The following is a 15370-nucleotide window of genomic DNA, read 5'->3' on the forward strand; positions in this document are numbered from 1 at the left end:
ATGACGACGGTTTCCCCGCTGCGGCGGATCGCGCCGACAGTCTGGTTGCTGGCCTGGCTGCTGGCGGTTGCCGTGCCGGCGGCGGCCGAGGAGGTCGACCTGGAACTCGTGCTGCTCGCCGACGCGACCGGCTCGATCGACGACGACGAGATCCGCTTCCAGCGCCAGGGCTATGCCACCGCGATCACCGATCCGGCGGTGATCGGCGCGATCCAGGACAACCTCATCGGCCGCATCGCGGTCACCTATGTCGAATGGGGCGGGGCGACGTCGCAGGACGTCGTCGTCGACTGGACGATCATCGACGGGCCGGAGAGCGCGGCGCGCTTCGCGCAGGCCCTTTCCGGACCGCCGCGGCGTGCCTTCGGCCGCAACGCCATCGGCTCGGCCCTGCTATTCGGCAAGCGGCTGATCGACGACAACGGCATCACCGGCATCCGCCGGGTGATCGACCTGTCGGCCGACAGCGCCAACAACTGGCACGGCGTGCCGCTGCCGGTGGCGCGCGCCGAGGTCGTCGCGGCGGGCATCGTCATCAACGGCCTCGCCGTGCTGTGCCGCAACTGCTCGGGCCGGCCGGCCGCCTATGACCTTGAGGACGCCTTCGCGCGCTGGATCATCGGCGGGCCGGGCGCCTTCGTGGTGACGGCCGACAGCCCGGCGACCTTCGCCGAGGCCGTCCGGCGCAAGCTGATCCTGGAGATCGCCGAGACACAGCCCAGGACCCAGGTGGCGACCTCCGAAGGATCCGCCACCCCGACCGGCGCAGACACCCGAGGAGGAACCCGATGAACGAGATGACGCCGATCCGCCGCAAGACGGCGAAGGATTTCCCGCAGGAACTGCTGGATCTCTACGACTTCTACGCCCACGGGCGCATCACCAAGCGCGAGTTCCTGGACAAGGCGGCGAAATTCGCCGTCGGCGGCATCACCGCGGCGATGCTGCTCGACCAGCTGGCGCCGAACTACGCACTCGCCCAGCAGGTGGCGCCGGACGACGCCGGCATCGAGGCGAGCCGCATCACCTATCCCTCGCCCAACGGCCACGGCGAGGTGAACGGCTATCTGGTGCGCCCGGCGGGCGCGACCGGCACGCTGCCGGCGGTGCTGGTCATCCACGAGAACCGCGGTCTCAACCCCTATATCGAGGACGTGGCGCGGCGCATGGCCAAGGCCGGCTTCATGGCGCTGGCGCCGGACGGGCTGACCTCGGTCGGCGGCTATCCGGGCAACGACGACAGGGGCCGCGAACTGCAGCAGAGCGTCGATGCGACCAAGCTGATGAACGACTTCTTCGCCGGCTTCGAGTACCTGACGGGACGCAACGACAGCACCGGCAAGGTCGGCGCGGTCGGCTTCTGCTACGGCGGCGGCGTGGTCAACGCCATCGCCGTCGCCTATCCGGAACTGGCCGCCGGCGTGCCGTTCTACGGCCGGCAGCCGAGGCCGGAGGACGCCACCGCGATCCAGGCGCCGCTGCTGCTGCACTTTGCCGAAATGGACGAACGCATCAACGAAGGCTGGCCGGCGTTCGAGGCGGCGCTGAAGGCGGCCGGCAAGACCTACACGGCGTACATGTATCCGGGCGTCAACCACGGCTTCCACAACGACACCACGCCGCGCTACGACGCCGCTGCGGCGCAGCTGGCCGAGGAGCGCACCATCGCCTTCTTCAAGCAATACCTGATGTAGGGCGCGGCACGCCCGCCGCGGTCAGCCGATCAGGTCAGCCAATCTGGCCGCGGTGGCGCAGGGCATGGTCGGCGAGCACGCAAGCGAGCATGGCCTCGCCGACCGGCACCGCGCGGATGCCGACGCAGGGGTCGTGACGACCCCTGGTCATGACGTCGACCTCATCGCCCTGGCGCGTCACCGACCGGCGCGGGGTCAGGATCGACGACGTCGGCTTGACCGCGAAGCGCGCCACCACCGGCTGGCCGGAGGAAATGCCGCCGAGGATGCCGCCAGCGTTGTTGGACAGGAAGGACGGGCTGCCGTCGGCGCCGGCGCGCATCTCGTCGGCGTTGTCCTCGCCGGTCAGTTCGGCGGCGGCGAAGCCGTTGCCGATCTCGACGCCCTTGACCGCGTTGATCGACATCAGCGCGGCGGCGATGTCCTGGTCGAGCTTGCCGTAGAGCGGCGCGCCGAGGCCCGCCGGCACGCCCTCGGCGACCACCTCGATCACCGCCCCGACCGACGAGCCGGCCTTGCGGATGCCGGACAGGTAGTCGGCCCAGCGCTCGGCGGCCGCCCTGTCGGGACAGAAGAACGGATTGTTGTCGACCTCGGCCCAGTCCCACGCGGCGCGGTCGATCCGGTGCGGGCCGATCTGGACCAGGGCGCCGCGGACGGTAATGCCGGGAATGACCTTGCGGGCGACGGCGCCGGCAGCGACGCGCATGGCGGTCTCGCGCGCCGAGGAGCGGCCGCCGCCGCGGTAGTCGCGGATGCCGTACTTGGCGTCGTAGGTGTAGTCGGCGTGGCCCGGACGGTAGCGGTCCCGGATCTCGGAATAGTCCTTGGACCGCTGGTCGGTGTTCTCGACCAGCAGCGAGATCGGCGTGCCGGTGGTCTTCTGCACGCCGTCCGCGTCGACCATGACCCCCGAGAGGATCCTGACCGCATCCGCTTCCTGCCGCTGGGTGGTGAACTTCGACTGGCCCGGCTTGCGCTTGTCCATGTAGCCCTGGATGTCGGTCTCGGTGAGCGGGATCAGCGGCGGGCAGCCGTCGACGACGCAGCCGATCGCCGGACCGTGGCTTTCGCCCCAGGTGGTGACGCGAAACAGATGGCCGAAGGTGTTGTGCGACATGGGCGGATCCAGGCTGTGACGGCAGGGTCTGTCGCCGGTTTCTAGGTTGGAAACGGCGGGGGGTCAAATGCCATGACGGCAACGGACCCGCGGCCGGGAACCGGGAAATCTTTGAATTGCCGCGAATTCGCCTTCTGTTTTCCCCATCGTCGCGTTTAATCTCCGCGGACCGGCCGTCCGACCCGGAACGGCCCCCGCCCGAGAACGACCGCCGCCGGCCGGATGGCGCGGCGCGACCCTGTTCGGAGTTCGACATGAGACAGATGTTTGCCCGCCTTGCCGCCGTCGCGTTCGCCGGCCTTGCCGCGAGCGCCGCGCTTGCCGACGAGTCGGAAGGCAAGATCGTGCGGATCGATCCGGAAACCGCGACCATCTCGCTATCGGACGGCAACGATTATGCCTTTCCGCTCGACTTCTACATCGACGACCTTCAGCCCGGCATGACCGTGCGCGTGTTCTTCGACGTCGAGAACGGCAAGAAGGTGCTGTACGACCTGCAGGTCGAGAACTGAGCGGGCAAAGCCCGATCAGATCCGGGTCAGGCTGCCGTGGCGCCAGATCCAGACCGTATCCTGGGGCACGTCGAGCTTCGGCACCTCGGCGGGCGGAACGGCGAGCAGCAGGCCGTGCAGGACGCGGATGACGCCACCGTGGGTGACCACGACGCTGGGGCCGTCGACACTCCGCAGCCAGCCGCCGATCCTCACCGACAGCATGCCGTAGCTCTCGCCGCCGGGCGCGACGAAGCCCCACTTGTCCGCCTTGCGCGCGGCGACGAGGTCGGGCGTGCGGCCGGCCAGTTCCTCCAGCGTGTAGCCCTCCCAGGCACCGAAGGTGAGCTCCTTGAGCCGATCGTCGAGGCCGTAGTCCTGCGGCGGCAGGCCCATCTCGGCGCGCAGCAGTTCCATCGTCTCGCGCGTGCGGCCGAGCGGCGAGGCAAGGAAGCGGAAATCGCCGACGGACAGCGCCTCGGCGCGCAGGAACGCGGCAAGCGCGGCGCCATTGCGGCGCGCCTGGGCGCGGCCGGTGTCGTTGAGCGGGATGTCCTGCTGGCCCTGCATCCGGCCTTCCGCGTTCCAGTCGGTCTGGCCGTGGCGGACGAAGATCAGGACGTCGGGCAGAGGCACGGCGGTCATGAAACGCTCCGGTGCGAACCGATCTGCTTCCGTTTACGCGGTGCGAGGGCCGGCGGATGTCGCCGGCACCCGATCCGGGGCCGGCGGACGACCGGGATCCGGCCCTTCCTGCACAGCATCCGGATTCGGGATCGGATGCGGCCTCAGTCCTTGACGACCGAGATGTCCGGCGCGTCGACGGCCTTCATGCCGACGATGTTGTAGCCGCAGTCGACGTGCTGGATCTCGCCGGTGACGCCGCGACCGAGGTCGGACAAGAGGAACAGGGCCGCGTCGCCGACCTCCTCGATGGTGACGGTGCGGCGCAGCGGGGCGTTGTACTCGTTCCACTTCAGGATGTAGCGGAAGTCGCCGATGCCGGAGGCGGCCAGCGTCTTGATCGGACCGGCAGAAATGGCGTTGACGCGGATGTTCTGCGGGCCGAGGTCGGCGGCGAGATACTTCACACTGGCCTCGAGCGCGGCCTTGGCGACGCCCATGACGTTGTAGTGCGGCATGACCTTCTCCGCACCGTAGTAGGTCAGCGTCAGGATCGAGCCGCCCTGGGTCATCAGCTTCTCGGCGCGCTGGGTGACGGCGGTCAGCGAGTAGCAGGAGATGTTCATGGTGCGGTCGAAGTTGTCGGACGTGGTGTCGACGTAGCGGCCGGTCAGTTCGTCCTTGTCGGAGAAGGCGACGGCATGGACCAGGAAGTCGATCCGGCCCCAGGTGTCCTCCAGGGTCTTGAACACGGCGTCGATCGAGGCGGCGTCGGTGACGTCGCAATGGCCGGCGACGATGGCGCCGAGCTGGTCGGCGAGCGGCTCGACGCGCTTCTTCAGCGCATCGCCCTGATAGGTGAGCGCCAGCTCGGCACCGGCATCGGCAAGCGCCTTCCCGATTCCCCAGGCAATCGACCGGTTGTTCGCCACGCCCATGATCAGGCCGCGTTTGCCGTTCATCAGTCCGCGCGTTTCCGCCATCTTCATCTCCAGAAGCATTCCATCCGTCCGCCCGGCGGGCCGGCTTCCTATGGCACAGCCCCCCCATTCCATCAAGTCACCGCAGCGCAGCGCGACGCGCCGTCGACTGGACCGGGGCGCGGCAATATGCTAGCGCGCGGCGTCCAGATCGCCCGCCCCTCACCCTGCCTTCACGAGGACCTTCCGCCATGGCGCGAAACGACCACGCCGCCCAGTTCGCCTCCCTCATCGGCGCCGCCAACGTGCTGACCGAAGCCGCCGACAAGGCGCCCTATCTGGTCGAGTGGCGGGATCTCTACCAGGGCGTGACGCCGATGGTGCTGCGCCCCGGCTCGACGGCGGAGGTCAGCGCGGTGCTCGCCCACGCCGACGCGAACGGCCTCAAGATCGTGCCGCAGGGCGGCAATACCGGTCTTGTCGGCGGCCAGATTCCGGTGGAATCCGGCGAGGAAATCGTACTCTCGCTCGGCCGGATGAACAGGGTGCGCGGCATCGACCCGGAGGGCTTCACCATCACCGTGGAGGCCGGCGTGGTGCTGGAGACGCTGCAGCGGGAGGCCGAGGCGGTCGACCGGCTGTTCCCGCTCGCGCTCGGCTCGCAGGGCTCCTGCCAGATCGGCGGCAACCTGTCGACCAACGCCGGCGGCACGGCGGTGCTCGCCTACGGCAACACGCGCGAACTGGTGCTCGGGCTGGAGGTGGTGCTGGCCAACGGCGACGTCTGGAACGGGCTAAGGGCCCTGCGCAAGGACAACACCGGATACGATCTGAAACAATTGTTTATCGGCGCGGAGGGCACGCTCGGGGTGATCACGGCCGCCACGCTGAAGCTTTTCCCCAGGCCGAAGAAGCTCGAGGTCGCCTTCGTCGGCCTGGCCGACCCGCATGCGGCACTCGCCCTGTTCTCGGCCGCCAAGGCGCAGGCCGGGCCAATCCTGACCGGCTTCGAGGTCATGCCGCGCGTCGGGCTGGAATTCTGCCTGCGCCACCTCGCCGGCGCGCGCGACCCGCTGGCGGGCGAGCATGCCTGGTACGTGCTGATGGAGCTGTCGAGCGGCACGGACGCCTTCCCGGTGCGCGACCTGATGGAGGCGATCCTCGGCGAGGCGTTCGAGAAGGGGCTGGTCGAGGACGCCGCCTTTGCAGAAAGCGTCGCCCAGGCGCAGGCGTTCTGGCACATCCGCCACGGCATGTCGGAGGTGCAGCGCTACGAGGGCGGCTCGATCAAGCACGACGTGTCGGTGCCGGTGGCCTCGATTCCGGCCTTTCTGGACGCGGCGATGGTGGCGGTCGGCGCCATGGTGCCGGGCTGCCGGCCGGTGCCGTTCGGACATCTTGGCGACGGCAACATCCACTTCAACGTCAGCCAGCCGGTCGGCGCCGACAAGGAGGCCTATCTCGCGCGCTGGGACGAGATGAACGCGCTCGTGCACGGCATCGTGCACGCGTTCAACGGCTCGATCTCGGCCGAGCACGGCATCGGCCGGCTGAAGCGCGAACTGCTGCGCGAGGTCAAGAGCCCGCTCGAACTCGACCTGATGCGGCGGGTGAAGGCGGCCTTCGACCCGAACGACACGCTCAATCCGGGCCGGGTGCTGTAGGGCGCGATCCGGCTGCGGTCACGCGACGAGGTCGATCTCGAGCCCGGTTCCGCCCGGCCCGCTCCTATCCGAGCCGCGCCAGCACCAGATGGCCGGGGACCGGCTCGCCCTCCTCCAGGCGGACGGTGATCGGGTCGGCGGCAAGCACGGTGAAGCCCTGGGCAGCGAGGAGGCCGCGCAGGTAGTCGAGCGCATGGGCGAAGCGGTGGCGGGCGCCGACCATGTAGGGCCGGCCGGCGAGCACCGCCTCCGGCAGGGTCTCGGTGGAGAAGGCGAACAGGCCGCCGGAGACAAGGCGCGCGGCGGCACCGGCGACGATGCGCTCGGCGGCGCCGAGATAGGGGAACACGTCGGTGGCGGCGATCAGGTCGTAGCGCGGCACGCTGCCGTCCTCGTCCTCGAACTCCTCCAGGAACTCGACCGCCTCGCCGACATAGAGATCCTCGTAGACGCCGCGATCGTAGGCGAGTTCGACGATGCGCTCGGACAGGTCGACGCCGGTGATGTGGTCCGCAACGTCGCGCAGCGCCTCGCCGGTCAGCCCGGTGCCGCAGCCCAGATCGAGCACGCGGGCGAAGCGGCCGGAGGCATGGGCGCGCAGCAGCTCGCGCGCCATCAGCGGCACGCAATAGCCGAGCCGGTCGACCAGGATCTCGTCGAAGACGTCGGCGTGCTGGTCGAACAGGGTGGCGACATAGGCGTCGGGCATCCTGGCAGGCGCCTCGGCACGGCCCATGGCGGCGAGGCGCACGGCGGCGCCGCAATGGTCGGCCGGATCGATCGCCAGCGCCTGCCGGTAGGCCTCGGCGGCGGCGTCACGGTCGCCGGCCTTCTCCAGTTCCAGGCCGCGGTTGTAGGCCTCCGCCAGGGCGTCCTCGTCGAAATCCTGCATGGTCGTCCCTCGTGCTGCGCCAGCAATGCGTTCGCGCCGGGTCATAGCGCCGGCGCCGGCAAAAGCACAGCGGATTTGCGTGCCGCCCCCGGCGGCGGCGCTCAGAACAGGTCGAGCTGGTCGTCCGCCGCGTCGCACCGGACCGCCCGCGCACGCTTCGGCACGGGTTCCGCGGCAGAAAGCGGTTCGGCGGGCTGCTGCAGGCCAGGATCGTCGTTGGCGACGGAGTTGACCCGCGCGGAGACGGGCACCGCCTCCAGATAGTCGTCCGGGGCGGGCCGTAGCAGGGCGCGCGCCTGCCCGACCTGTACGGCGGCGGTGTCGAGCCAGGCGTCGAAGGCGTCGGGCATCAGGATGGCGGGCATGCGGTGGTGGATAGCGCCCATGGTCCGATTGGCCTCGACGGTCAGGATCGCGGCGGTGTCGATGTCGCCGCCATCAGGATCGGACCATGTGTCCCAGAGGCCGGCGAAGGCCATGACCCCGCCGTCGCGCGGGCGGATCCACCAGGGTTGGCTGCCCTGCGGACCACGCCGCCACTCGTAGAAGCCGCTGGCGGGAAACAGGCAGCGGTGGTGGCGCATGGCGGCGCGGAACGACGGCTTGTCGGCGGCGGTCTCGGCACGGGCATTGATCAGCAGCGTGAAGCTCGCCGGATCCTTGACCCAGGAGGGTACCAGTCCCCAGCGGGCGAGCGCGAAGCGGCGCGCGCCGTGCTCGCGGCGCACGATCGCGACCGGCTGGGTCGGGGCTATGTTGTAACGCGGAGGAAAGTCGGGACTGTCCGAATAGCCGAACCGCTCCCGCCCCTCCTCCGGCGTCGCCGTCAGGCTGTAGCGTCCGCACATGAAAGCGCTGATATCGCTAAGTTAGCTGTTTGGCAACGAAGCCAGCGTAGGCTTTCACGACGATGGGTGCACGGGGGCAAGGCATGACGCAGGAGGATCCAGTCTTGGGGGCCGGTATGCTGGCTGCCGACAAGCTGGAGCGCGCCAACATCAATCCGGCGACCGGCCTCGCGACCGACTACCTGAATCATTTCAACGAAGTGGTCATGCTGCTCGAAATGCTGCCGGCGATGCCGGAATGCGCCGAGGACGTGCTCGACTGGGAGCCGGCCGACTACGAGAGCCATTTCGAGAACTCCACCTTTTCCGAAAAGCAGCTCGCGGTGCAGGCCTACAGGGCTGCGCCGGTGCGGCTACGCTGCCACCTGGAGCGGCTGGTCGAGCAGATCAACGATGCCGTTCTCAGCGCGCAGGAGGCGATCCGCGCGGCACCGGATCCGGCCGTCGTGTCCGTGCAGGTGGCCGAGACGGCGACGCACCGTATCAAGCCGCTGATCGCCATGGCGAGCGGCGTCATCCATGGCCATGTCGACGCCAAGGCGCTCGCCCACGAGGGCGACGAGGCGCAGGCCGAGATCGACGCCCTGTTCGCCTGACCCTGTTCAATCGGGCTGGACGGGACGAACAAGCGAATCGCCACCGACCGGGAGCTGTGCGACAAGGTCCCATGTCCGACTCACGCCGTTTTCCCGCCCAGCCCCTGCTCGGCGTCAGCATCCTGTGCCACCGCGGCGACCGCGTGCTGCTGGTCCGGCGCGGCAAGCAGCCCTTCCTCGGCCACTGGAGCCTGCCCGGCGGGCTCGTCGAGCTGGGCGAGACGCTGCGCGCGGCAGCGGAGCGCGAACTGCTGGAGGAGACCGGCGTGACCGCGCATCTCGAGGGACCGGTCGATGTCGTCGACCTCATCGAGCGCGGCGCCGACGGCCGAATCGACGCGCATTTCGTGCTCGCCGTCTACACCGGACCGCACAGCGCCGGCGAGCCCAGGGCCGGCGACGACGCCGACGCGACCGCCTTCGTAGCGCTGGACGACCTCGACGCGCTGCAGACGACGCCGGGCACGCCGGCACGCATCCGCAGGCTGCTCGGCGCAGGCTGAAGGCCCATCCGGGGGAACAGTCCGACCGGACCGGGTGGGTTCCCCGCCAACTCGCCCCGCGCAAGGCTTGCGGCGGCGCTGCGGAATGCGCAATATCCGCCGCATGCGGCGTCACCGGCTCCTTCCCGATCCCCTGCCCCCGCGGCGCCGCGCGCTGCGGGTCGCGGCTACCCTGTGCCTTTGCGCGCTTCTCGGCGGCGCCGCCGCGGCTCAACAGGCGGCGGACGAGCCGCCCTACGAGCCCCAGCTCATGCGTCTGTCGGAAATCCTCGGCGCCCTGCACTACCTGCGCCCGCTGTGCGCGGCGCAGGACAGCCCGAGCTGGCGCGACCGCATGCAGGACCTGCTGGACGCCGAAGCCCTGGACGAGGCGCGCCGACGCCGCTTCGTCGAGCGCTTCAACCAGGGCTACCGCGGCTTCGCCTCCGTCTATCGGACCTGCACGCCGTCGGCCCGCATCGCGATGAACCGCTATATCGGGGAAGGCGCCGACATTTCCCGCGACGTCACCAGCCGCTACAGCCGCTGACCCCTGCCCCAAGCGTTACCAAAGGCTTAACCATTTTCGTTTATTTTGTGGGCGGCGGTTAAGATTGCCTTCACACTTGGTTATCGTGAACTTTAGCCATGCTAGTGTCACGGGCGAGATTCGAGAGGGCCTCCGCCCCGGGACGGCACATCCGGGCGGGAAACTGTTAAGGAATAGAATGACCAACGACGATTTCAGCGACATGGCCGCCGACGGGCACTATGCGGAGGACGAGGATATCCGGCGCGCGGCGCTCGGCTTCATCCACGACGCCTGGGCCGAAGCCATCGCCTGCGGCGTCGACACGGATGCGGTCGCCCACGCCGCCATGTTCACCGCACTCGCGGACCTCGTCTCGACCTACGGTGAGGATGCCGTCGCCAAACTGGCGGAGGGACTACCCGAACGCATCCAGCGCGGCGACTATTCCGTCAACCGCGTGCTGCAGTAGGCGCCGGTCCGCCTCAGCCGAAATAGATCAGCGCCAGGCGCAGGTAGATCAAAACGGCGAAGCCGATCAGCGCCAGACCGGCGACGCGGTTGACGCCGTCGAGCCAGGCGTCCGTCAGCCGGTCGCGCAGCAGCGACACGGCACCGGCGACGAAGGCCCACCACAGGGTGGCGCCGCCGGCGACGCCGGCGACCATGAACAGGGCGCCGACATGGTCGCCAAGATCGGGGGCCCATTCGCCCAGGCTGCCGAAGATGGCAACGAAGCCGAGTACCACGCCCGGGTTGGTCAGGGTCATCAGGAAGGCGCCGGTCATCGCCCCCCAATCGCTGCCGCCGCGGCCCAAGGGTTTGGTGTCCAGGTGCGGATGGACCTGCATCACCTTGTAGCCGAAGACGATCAGCAGCACCCCGCCGACCGCCTGGATGGCGTTGTCGTGGCCCTCGACGAAATGGGCGACCGCCGAAATGCCGAACACGGCGACGGCGGCATAGAGCGTGTCGGCAGCGACGGCACCTAGGCCGACGACGAAGCCGTGATGAAAGCCGCGATGGAAGGCCCGCTGGATCGCCATGACGTTGACCGGACCGACGGGCGCCGTGGTGATGACGCCGATGGCCAGCCCGATCAGCAGGTAAGCGAGATTGACCTCCATTCGCACTGCCTCTCCCGTTCCTCTCAGGGGCTTCTTAAAAGGCGTCGGGACCACCCGTCAAACACGTTCGCCCGCGCAGGCGGATTTCCTGGCCGGAGCGGTCGATGCCGTCCGCAGGGCCGATAACGGTGGCCACGGGCAGCGCGACCCGTGTATGAATACGCAGACGCGTCCCGAACTCCCGAGTCTGTCGCCATGGCCCGTTGCCGCCTTGTCCTTGCGCTCCTGTTTGCCGCGACGATCGCCCCGGCCACGGCGGCGACCGTGCGCACGGAAACGATTCGCATCGAGCCGCCGGTCGTCGAAAACGGCGGCGAGAGGCCGTCGCCCGGCATCCCGGCGGAAGACATCGAGCCCCTGATGCGGGACGAGGAGATCGATTCCGGCCTGCGGTCGCCGCCGCAGAACCTGCTGGCGGTGCCGAAGGTCCAGTACGATACCGACGGGCTGCCAAAGCCGGTGGCGCGCATGCGCGAACAACTGATCGAGGCGGCACGCTCGGGCGACCTCGAACGCCTTCGGATGGTGCTCGAAGCCAACGAGGTGATGCCGACGCTATCGTTCACCGAGATCGACGACCCGATCGAGTTCCTGCGCAACAGCTCGGGCGATCCGGACGGAGCGGAGATCCTCGCCATCCTGCTCGACGTGCTGGAAGCCGGCTGGGTTCATGTCGACCAGGGCACGGCGCAGGAAATGTATGTCTGGCCGTATTTCGCCCGCTTCCCCTTCGCCAAGCTGACGCCGGAGCAGAAGGTGGAAATGTACCGCGTCATCACCGCCGCCGACTTCGCCGAGATGGACGCCTACGGGGCATGGCTGTTCTACCGCGTCGGCATCGGGCCGGACGGCACGCTCCACTATTTCGTCGCCGGCGACTGAACGGGAACCGCCAGTTCGGCATAGACGGCATAGCCCCTGTACAGGGACTCCAGCGTTGCGGTCGCGCCCAAACGGAGCGCGAGCGCGTCCAGTTCGGCCGCCATGTCGGCGCGCGGCGTCACGTGGAACTGCCTCAGCCAGGCGAACAACACCGCCCGGAACGCCTGCGGCAGACGCTCCTGCCTGCCGAAGTCCACCAGCGACAGCCGGCCGCCGGGTGCCAGACTGTCGCTGCCGGCGGCAAGCGCTTCGCGCCAGGTCGGGATCATCGACAGCGAATAGGAGAAGAACACCCGGTCGAAGCGGCCACGGCCGAACAGGTCCCCTGCATCGTAGCGCGACGCGTCGCCGAGGCCGAGCGCGATGCGATCCGCCAGACCGGCGCGAGCGACGTTGGCGGCCGCCGTGTCGAGCATCTCCGAGGAGATGTCGATGCCGTAGAACAGGGTGCGCGGATAGCGGCGCGCCGCGGCGATCAGGTTGCGCCCGGTACCGCAGCCCAGTTCCAGCACCGTGTCGCCATCGCCCGGGTCGAGGCGGGCGATCAGCCGGTCGCGCCCGAGCAGGTAGTATTTGCGGGTCAGGTCGTAGATATGGCGCTGGTGCCGGTAGACGGCGTCCATCAGCGCGCCGGCGTCGGCGTCGGCAGCCATCGCCCTAGCCGTTGAAGACGTAGAGGTGGAAGCCGCCGTAGATCGACGAGCGATCCTTGCGCCCGAGCACCAGGCTCTCCTCTTCCTCGTAGGTCCAGCGGTCGAGGATCTCGTCGCGCACGTGACCGGGCAGCAGGCTCGGCTCGGCAGCAGTGCGGAAGACGACCCGCGCGCCCGGACGAGCGGTGCGGGTGATCTCGCTCCACAGGCCGTTGAGCTGGGCATCGGTCATCCAGTCCTGGGCGTCGAGCAGCACGTAGGCATCCAGGCTGGCGTCGGACTCGCTCTCCAGATGCTCGGTGAAGCTGCGGTTGAGCACGCGCACCCGGTCAGCCCGCTCGCGGATCGCCTCGAAATGCGCGCGCTTGAGATAGGGCGGCAGGGGGCCGGACTCGCCGGTGCTTTCGCCGTCGCGCGGGGCATAACCGCGGGTAAAGGCCTGCCAGGCGAAGTAGTTGTCCTGCAGCGAGAAGTCGCAGGCGAGCTTCTCCAGGCGGCGCTTGAGCACCTCCGACATGTCGCCGGTGGCGCTGGCCGAGACCAGCGCCTCGTATTGCGCCGGCGGGATGCCGAGGCCGTAGAGCGACATCTTCTTGGACGTCGCCCAGCGCACGAGACGCTTGTCGAACAGGGGCGCCAGCGCGGTGTCGAAGAAGCTGCGCTGCTCTTCGAGGCTGCGGGCGCGGACCATGTGCTTGGGATCGATGCCGTAGAGCCGGGCGACGAAATGGCCGACGCCGATGAAGTAGCCGAGCAGGCCATGGTGATAGAGGTCACGCGAAAACAAGGTGATGCGCCTGCGGCCGAGGCCGGCCAGGTCGCGGCCCTCCCAGTAGGCGCGGGTCTCGGGATCCAGTCGGTCGCGCAGGAAGCGCTCGTAGGCGGCCACGTTGGCCTTCTCGTCCGCCTCGCCGAAGAAGCGGTAGAAGGCGTCGTAGTTCGGCAGGTAGCGCGCGGCGGCAAGCTTCAGCCGGCCGAGGGCGACATGGGCGCGGTTGAGGTCGACCGCGACGATCTCGGCCGGGTCGGCGGTCAGGTAGGACATCACGTTGCAGCCGCCGGAGGCAATGGCAATCATGCGCGATTGCGGCTGGAGCCTGAGCGCCTGCATGTCGACGTCCGGGTCCTCCCAGATCTGCGGATAGACCAGCCCCTTGAAGGCGAAGGTGAACAGCCGTTCCAGGATGCCGTCGCGCGATGTCGCGCTGGAGCGGTGGACGGCCTTCTTAAGTCTGGCCCTGGAGGCCTCAAGGGTGCTCGACGGCATCGCTCTCTCCCGAATCGCGTGGTCGGTCAGGAAAACAGCGGAGCGATACGCGCGCTTGACGACAGTTGGGTGACGGAAGGCCGGATTTTCGCGGCAAACAGCAAAAAGCCTCCCGCGAGGGGAGGCTTTCCGGTCTGCGAGCCTGCGGCGGGTCGATCAGCGGGTCATGACCACGAAGTCGGTGCCGAGCCCCGTGCCACGAGCGAAGCTGCGGTCGGTGACGATCAGCGACGAGCCGGGCGTCAGCATGACGCCGACCTCGCGGCGAACCTTGTCCGACAGGCGGACGCGGTCGAGCACGGACGCCGGCGTGACGCCATCGGCCTGCTCCGCCGACACCGCCATCCAGTCGACGCTGGTGTCGCCGGGACGGAACGACAGCGCTGTGAAGACATGGGTGCCGATCGGCGCCAGCGGATCGACGAGTTCGACCGGCGCCTCGTAGATGTCCTTGAAGTTGCGCCGGATGCGCAGCACGCCGGTCGACGGCTGGTCCATACCGGCTTCGCGGTAGAGGGCGCTGACCAGGCCGGCGGTGAGGTTGCCGGTGATCGGCAGTTCGGCGCCTTCCTGGAACAGGCGGATCGCCTCGCGCGTCCTGCGGCCGAGCACGCCGTCGACCGGGCCGGGCGCAAAGCCCATGCGGTCGAGCAGGCGCTGCACGGTGCGCACCGTGTCGCCGCCGTCGCGCGGGGTGACGATCATGCGCAGCGGCGAGCCGAAGTCGGGGCGTTCGACCGCGGCCGGGGCGACTTCCGGCTCCAGCGCCGTGGTGTCGATCGAGCCGCGCAGGGCCGGGTCGTTGCGGATGGTGTCATGCGACAGGCTGGCCACCGAGGTGCCCGGCACGAAGGGCTGCGGCAGCGCGGCGTGGCGGATCGGCTCGGGCGCCGCCTCGTCGCGGGTGACGAGGACATGGGCGCCGCGCTCGGTCATGCCGAACAGGTCCTGCGCGAAGGCCTTCGGCAGTCGGATGCAGCCGTGCGAGGCCGGATAGCCGGGCAGGTGACCCTGGTGCAGGGCGACGCCCGACCAGGTCAGGCGCTGCATGAACGGCATCGGCGCGTTGTTGTAGAGGTTGGAGAAATGCTTGCGGCGCTTCTCCAGGATGGAGAACACGCCGGTCGGCGTGCCGTGGCCGGGCTTGCCGGAGGAGATCGGCGAGGTGCGCAGCAGTTCGGTGCCGCGATAGACCTTGATCTTCTGGTCCTTCAGCGACACGAGCAGCTGCAGCGGCGTGTGGTCGGGGGCGTCGGGGGCCTCGCCGGTGCCGGCATCGCGGGCCTGGACGGAAACGGAAATGCCGGCGAACAGCATGGCTGCACAGCCGGCGACAACAATCCTGCGCCCCAAACGGGCGGCGGCGGCGGTCCCGCCGAAGACTTCGAAATTACCCATCCCCAGAGCCTCGCGTTACGAAATACCAGTGCAAGCCCGGATGCGACCCTAGGACAGTCGCGTATAATTAGCGTTAGCGAAGAGGGTTACCAAACCATTCGAGCTTGAGCATTTGCATCAATAGTCGATTTACCAGATCCGAACTGTAGTTCAGATCACAGTCGGGCCGCAATCCCGGATGAC

18 protein-coding genes are annotated in these 15370 nt (G+C 68.8%); 9 read left to right on the forward strand and 9 right to left on the reverse strand.

The window, feature by feature from the left end:
* Together SL003B_RS16710 and yghX are read left to right on the forward strand one after the other, a co-directional pair.
* A complete protein-coding gene (locus SL003B_RS16710; protein ID WP_049792607.1) occupies positions 1–792 on the forward strand; it encodes a DUF1194 domain-containing protein in 792 nt (263 codons plus the stop codon).
* On the forward strand, positions 789–1694 hold the full coding sequence (yghX, locus tag SL003B_RS16715; RefSeq protein ID WP_013654044.1) for a YghX family hydrolase: 906 nt from the start codon (positions 789–791) through the stop codon (positions 1692–1694). Before SL003B_RS16710 ends, yghX begins: the two co-directional genes overlap by 4 nt.
* 34 nt (positions 1695–1728) lie before the next feature.
* Here the strand turns inward: yghX and aroC are convergent, their stop codons facing one another.
* A complete protein-coding gene (gene aroC / locus SL003B_RS16720) occupies positions 1729–2814 on the reverse strand; it encodes a chorismate synthase (protein WP_013654045.1) in 1086 nt (361 codons plus the stop codon).
* A 254-nt stretch (positions 2815–3068) separates the two neighbouring features.
* Between aroC and SL003B_RS16725 the strand changes: the two genes are divergently transcribed.
* Complete coding sequence (locus tag SL003B_RS16725; RefSeq protein ID WP_148259336.1) at positions 3069–3326, forward strand: DUF1344 domain-containing protein; 258 nt, start codon at positions 3069–3071, stop codon at positions 3324–3326.
* A gap of 15 nt (positions 3327–3341) precedes the next feature.
* Here the strand turns inward: SL003B_RS16725 and SL003B_RS16730 are convergent, their stop codons facing one another.
* Both SL003B_RS16730 and fabI read right to left on the reverse strand, forming a co-directional pair.
* The gene (locus SL003B_RS16730) at positions 3342–3950 is read right to left on the reverse strand and encodes a histidine phosphatase family protein (RefSeq protein ID WP_013654047.1); all 609 of its coding nucleotides are present in this window, start codon (positions 3948–3950) and stop codon (positions 3342–3344) included.
* A gap of 143 nt (positions 3951–4093) precedes the next feature.
* Positions 4094–4930, reverse strand: a complete 837-nt coding sequence (gene fabI / locus SL003B_RS16735) for an enoyl-ACP reductase FabI (protein WP_013654048.1) — start codon at positions 4928–4930, stop codon at positions 4094–4096.
* A 170-nt stretch (positions 4931–5100) separates the two neighbouring features.
* On the opposite strand from fabI, the gene SL003B_RS16740 reads away from it, so the two are divergent.
* A complete protein-coding gene (locus tag SL003B_RS16740; RefSeq protein ID WP_013654049.1) occupies positions 5101–6513 on the forward strand; it encodes an FAD-binding oxidoreductase in 1413 nt (470 codons plus the stop codon).
* Positions 6514–6577: 64 nt separating this feature from the next.
* Here SL003B_RS16740 and SL003B_RS16745 read toward each other — a convergent pair whose 3' ends face one another.
* On the reverse strand, positions 6578–7405 hold the full coding sequence (locus SL003B_RS16745) for a class I SAM-dependent methyltransferase (protein ID WP_013654050.1): 828 nt from the start codon (positions 7403–7405) through the stop codon (positions 6578–6580).
* Positions 7406–7506: 101 nt separating this feature from the next.
* Entirely contained in the window at positions 7507–8253 is a 747-nt protein-coding gene (locus tag SL003B_RS16750; protein WP_013654051.1) for an SOS response-associated peptidase, read from the reverse strand.
* Positions 8254–8357: 104 nt separating this feature from the next.
* Here SL003B_RS16750 and SL003B_RS16755 point away from each other — a divergent pair, with 104 nt between their 5' ends.
* From SL003B_RS16755 to SL003B_RS16770, 4 genes are all read left to right on the forward strand, one after another.
* Positions 8358–8849 (forward strand): hypothetical protein, encoded by a 492-nt coding sequence (locus tag SL003B_RS16755; protein ID WP_013654052.1) that lies wholly within the window; start codon positions 8358–8360, stop codon positions 8847–8849.
* A 71-nt stretch (positions 8850–8920) separates the two neighbouring features.
* On the forward strand, positions 8921–9352 hold the full coding sequence (locus SL003B_RS16760; RefSeq protein ID WP_013654053.1) for an NUDIX hydrolase: 432 nt from the start codon (positions 8921–8923) through the stop codon (positions 9350–9352).
* An 85-nt stretch (positions 9353–9437) separates the two neighbouring features.
* On the forward strand, positions 9438–9881 hold the full coding sequence (locus tag SL003B_RS16765; RefSeq protein ID WP_013654054.1) for a TIGR02301 family protein: 444 nt from the start codon (positions 9438–9440) through the stop codon (positions 9879–9881).
* A gap of 178 nt (positions 9882–10059) precedes the next feature.
* A complete protein-coding gene (locus SL003B_RS16770; protein ID WP_013654055.1) occupies positions 10060–10332 on the forward strand; it encodes a hypothetical protein in 273 nt (90 codons plus the stop codon).
* A 13-nt stretch (positions 10333–10345) separates the two neighbouring features.
* Here SL003B_RS16770 and SL003B_RS16775 read toward each other — a convergent pair whose 3' ends face one another.
* A complete protein-coding gene (locus SL003B_RS16775; protein WP_013654056.1) occupies positions 10346–10987 on the reverse strand; it encodes a LysE family translocator in 642 nt (213 codons plus the stop codon).
* A gap of 195 nt (positions 10988–11182) precedes the next feature.
* Here SL003B_RS16775 and SL003B_RS16780 point away from each other — a divergent pair, with 195 nt between their 5' ends.
* Complete coding sequence (locus SL003B_RS16780) at positions 11183–11869, forward strand: hypothetical protein (RefSeq protein ID WP_013654057.1); 687 nt, start codon at positions 11183–11185, stop codon at positions 11867–11869.
* On the opposite strand, the gene SL003B_RS16785 is transcribed toward SL003B_RS16780, so the two are convergent.
* The 3 genes from SL003B_RS16785 to SL003B_RS16795 all read right to left on the reverse strand — a co-directional run bounded on the left by SL003B_RS16785 (position 11848) and on the right by SL003B_RS16795 (position 15187).
* Positions 11848–12522 (reverse strand): class I SAM-dependent methyltransferase, encoded by a 675-nt coding sequence (locus tag SL003B_RS16785; RefSeq protein WP_013654058.1) that lies wholly within the window; start codon positions 12520–12522, stop codon positions 11848–11850. The genes SL003B_RS16780 and SL003B_RS16785 overlap by 22 nt on opposite strands.
* A gap of 4 nt (positions 12523–12526) precedes the next feature.
* Entirely contained in the window at positions 12527–13789 is a 1263-nt protein-coding gene (locus SL003B_RS16790) for a BtaA family protein (protein ID WP_013654059.1), read from the reverse strand.
* 156 nt (positions 13790–13945) lie between these two features.
* Positions 13946–15187, reverse strand: a complete 1242-nt coding sequence (locus SL003B_RS16795; RefSeq protein ID WP_013654060.1) for a L,D-transpeptidase family protein — start codon at positions 15185–15187, stop codon at positions 13946–13948.
* Between the last annotated feature and the right edge of the window lie 183 nt (positions 15188–15370).

Origin of the sequence: Polymorphum gilvum SL003B-26A1 (assembly GCF_000192745.1) — a bacterium.
Classification (GTDB): domain Bacteria; phylum Pseudomonadota; class Alphaproteobacteria; order Rhizobiales; family Stappiaceae; genus Polymorphum; species Polymorphum gilvum.